Origin of the sequence: Acidiphilium sp. 34-64-41 (assembly GCF_002282635.1) — a bacterium.
Lineage (GTDB): Bacteria > Pseudomonadota > Alphaproteobacteria > Acetobacterales > Acetobacteraceae > Acidiphilium > Acidiphilium rubrum.
This window is the reverse complement of sequence record NZ_NCJX01000164.1, coordinates 1-3478: the sequence shown is the minus strand read 5'-3', so window position 1 is coordinate 3478 and position 3478 is coordinate 1. Positions and strand designations below refer to the sequence as shown.

Genomic DNA, 3478 nt, shown 5'->3' with positions numbered 1-3478 from the left:
CAGCTTCATGGACCAATACAAAATCAACCCCGACGGCAGCATCGACTTCACGCCAGAACAACTCCGCGATATCCTCGGCCCACCCCCACCGCCCGTGCCGCCTTGGCACCAGCCCTTCGTGCCGTCCTTCAACGTCAAAAAACTCTGGCGGAAGGGTCCATGATTTCGCACGCCTATATTGTTACGATATCGATACAATTAAGATAAAGCAGCAATTCTGCGGCCGTCTTCAAACCCTCGAACGGGCTGCTTGCACGTAAGCTTAACCCGTGGATGGGCGAGCACTCACTGCCGCTTTGGACTCCGATCCCTGAATACCCAGCGCTTGGCGCGCGAGCCAACCGAGCCGCAACCGCGGCCGGATGGCTGGACTGTCGATACTTCGCATCATCCACCCTTCCAACCACCGCCCCAACGCCATATACCGGGGCACCATGGACGCCAGCCTCTCCTTCGTGAAAATGCACGGCGCCGGCAACGACTTCGTCGTGCTGGACGCCCGCACGCACGCCATTCCGCTCACGACCGCCCAGGCCACCACCATCGCCGACCGAAGGCGCGGCATCGGCTGCGATCAGATCATCCTGATCGAAAACGCACCGACGGCCGACGCCTTCATGCGTATCCTCAACGCGGACGGCTCGGAATCCGGCGCCTGCGGCAATGCCACCCGCTGCGTCGCCGCCCTGCTCGCCGCCGAAACCGGTGCGCGCGCCCTCACCATCCAGACCAGCGCCGGCATCCTCGCCGCCGTCATCAAAGGTCCCAACCTCGTCGAAATCGACATGGGCGAACCCCTGTTCAACTGGCAGGACATCCCCCTGCCTGCTCGATGGGCAACCCCCACGCGACGTTTTTCATCGAAGACTTCAAGCATCTCGCGCTCGACAGCATCGGCCCCCGCCTCGAACACGCCCGCATCTTCCCCGAACGCGCCAATATCGGCTTCGCCCGGATCGAGGGACGCGGCCGCATCCGCCTGCGTGTCTGGGAACGCGGCGCCGGCCTCACGCTGGCCTGCGGCTCCGGCGCCTGCGCCGCGCTGGTCAACGCGCACCGCCGCGGCCTCACCGACCGGCGCGCCGAGATTGAAATGGACGGCGGCATCCTCACCATCACCTGGCGCGACGACAACCACGTCCTGATGGAAGGCCCGGTCGCCCTGGTCTACGAGGGCACCATCGCCCCCGAACTGCTGCCCGCATGAGCATCGACATCCTCACCTTCGGCTGCCGGCTCAACGCCTTCGAATCCGAAGTCATGCGCGGCCACGCCGAGGCCGCGAACCTCACCGATACCATCATCGTCAACACCTGCGCCGTCACCGCGGAAGCCGAACGCCAAGCCCGCCAGGCCGTCCGCCGCGCCCATCGCGCCAATCCCGGCGCCGATATCATCGTCACCGGCTGCGCCGCGCAGATCGACCCGGACTCCTGGCGCACCATCGCAGGTGTCACCCGCGTCATCGGCAATGTCGAAAAACTCACCCAAGCGGCCTGGACCGCGACCGAACCGGTCCTGGTCGCCGATATCATGCAGGTCCGCCAGACCGCGGCCCATCTGATCGATGGGTTCGGCACCCGGTCTCGCGCCTTCATCGAGGTTCAGCAAGGCTGCGATCATCGCTGCACCTTCTGCATCATCCCCTATGGCCGCGGCCCGTCCCGTTCGATCCCGATGGGCGCAATCGCCGATCAAATCCGCACCCTGGTTGCCAACGGCTATCAGGAAATCGTCCTCACCGGCGTCGATCTCACCTCCTACGGCGCCGACCTGCCCGGCACACCCAAACTCGGCCACCTCGTCCGCCGCCTGCTCGCCGCCATCCCAGAACTGCCGCGCCTGCGCCTGTCCTCGATCGACCCCGCTGAAATCGACGATGATCTCTGGCACGTGATCGAACACGAACCCCGCCTGATGCCGCACCTTCACCTTTCGGTGCAGGCCGGGTCGGATATGATTCTCAAACGCATGAAACGCCGCCACCTGCGCCACCACGTGATCGAAGCCACATCCCGCGCCCGCGCGCTGCGCCCCGGCATCGCCTTCGGCGCCGACCTGATCGCCGGCTTCCCGACCGAGGACGAAACCATGTTCAACGACAGCCTTCGCCTGATCGACGAAGCCGGGCTCGACTATCTGCACGTCTTTCCCTACAGCGCCCGCAACGGCACGCCGGCCGCCCGTATCCCCGCCCTGCCGATGGCCGAACGCCGCGCCCGCGCCGCCCGGCTGCGCCAGGCCGGCGAACGCCGCGCCGCCGCCCGCTTCAAATCCATGATCGGCAGCACCATCACCGCCCTCGCCGAATCACCCGCGAACGGGCACTCGGAAACCTTCGCGCCGGTCCGCTTCGCCACCAGCGCCATCCCCGGCAGCCTCGTCACCGGCCGCGTCACCGGCGCCGATGCCACCTCGATCACCCTGGAAACCGCATAATGGCGCTCGGCTTCTTCTCCCGCCTCAAGGCCGGCCTCACCCGCAGCACCACCAAACTGACCACCGGCATCACGGATACCTTCACCAAACGCAAACTCGACGATTTCGCGCTCGAAGAACTCGAAGAACTGCTGATCGCGGCCGACCTCGGCCCCACCGTCGCCGCCAAAGTCATCCGCGCCTTCCGCCGTGCCCGCTTCGGTCAGGATGTCTCACCGCCCGAAATCCGCGCCGCCCTGGCCGATGAAATCGCGAAAATCCTCGCCCCCGTCGCCCAACCGCTCACCATCGACGAGACCAAACAACCCTTCGTCATCCTGATGGTCGGCGTCAACGGCACCGGCAAAACCACCACCATCGGCAAACTCGCCCAAATCTATGCGGATGCCGGGCAGAAACCGATGCTGGTCGCAGGCGATACCTTCCGCGCCGCCGCCGTCGAACAGCTCCAAATCTGGGGCAACCGCGCGCACGCCCCGGTCGTCATCGGCGCACAGGACGCCGACCCCGCCGGCCTCGCCTTCGACGCCACCGCCGGCCGCCTGCACAACAAAGCGGCACTCATGGAAGAACTGCGAAAAATCATCCGCGTCATCAAAAAACGCGACCCGACCGCCCCCCACGCGATCCTCCTCACCCTCGACGCCACCACTGGCCAAAACGCACTCACCCAGGTCAAAACCTTCAAAGACATGGTCGACCTCACCGGCCTTATCGTCACCAAACTCGACGGCTCAGCCCGCGCCGGCGTCGTCGTCGCCCTCGCGGAATCCACCGGCCTGCCGATCCACGCCGTCGGCGTGGGCGAACAAGCCGCCGACCTACGCCCCTTCGATGCCACCGAATTCGCCCGCGCCCTCACCGGCGCCGATCCGGTCTAATTCCCGGGGGACGATGGTAATGCAGGGAAGGCCAGGGCGATGCCCTGGACCCACTGAAGGCTTATACCAACCTGAGGTTCCGTTGACTCGAAAGTGATTTGTCGCGGCTCGGGCGGGTATGATTCGCTGAACTTCCCTGGAGGAGGTTTGCGATGACG

General features: G+C 65.5%; 2 protein-coding genes and 1 pseudogene. All 3 read left to right on the top strand.

The genetic code is table 11. The features are described from left to right. The first annotated feature begins 434 nt into the window (after positions 1–434). The 3 genes and pseudogenes from dapF to ftsY all read left to right on the top strand — a co-directional run bounded on the left by dapF (position 435) and on the right by ftsY (position 3320). A pseudogene (gene dapF / locus B7X49_RS18565) lies at positions 435–1207 on the top strand (diaminopimelate epimerase). After that, positions 1204–2439, top strand: a complete 1236-nt coding sequence (gene mtaB / locus B7X49_RS18560; RefSeq protein ID WP_286705392.1) for a tRNA (N(6)-L-threonylcarbamoyladenosine(37)-C(2))-methylthiotransferase MtaB — start codon at positions 1204–1206, stop codon at positions 2437–2439. The pseudogene dapF and the gene mtaB overlap by 4 nt, the downstream one beginning before the upstream one ends. After that, the gene (gene ftsY, locus B7X49_RS18555) at positions 2439–3320 is read left to right on the top strand and encodes a signal recognition particle-docking protein FtsY (protein ID WP_286840617.1); all 882 of its coding nucleotides are present in this window, start codon (positions 2439–2441) and stop codon (positions 3318–3320) included. The genes mtaB and ftsY overlap by 1 nt, the downstream gene beginning before the upstream one ends. Positions 3321–3478: the final 158 nt, after the last annotated feature.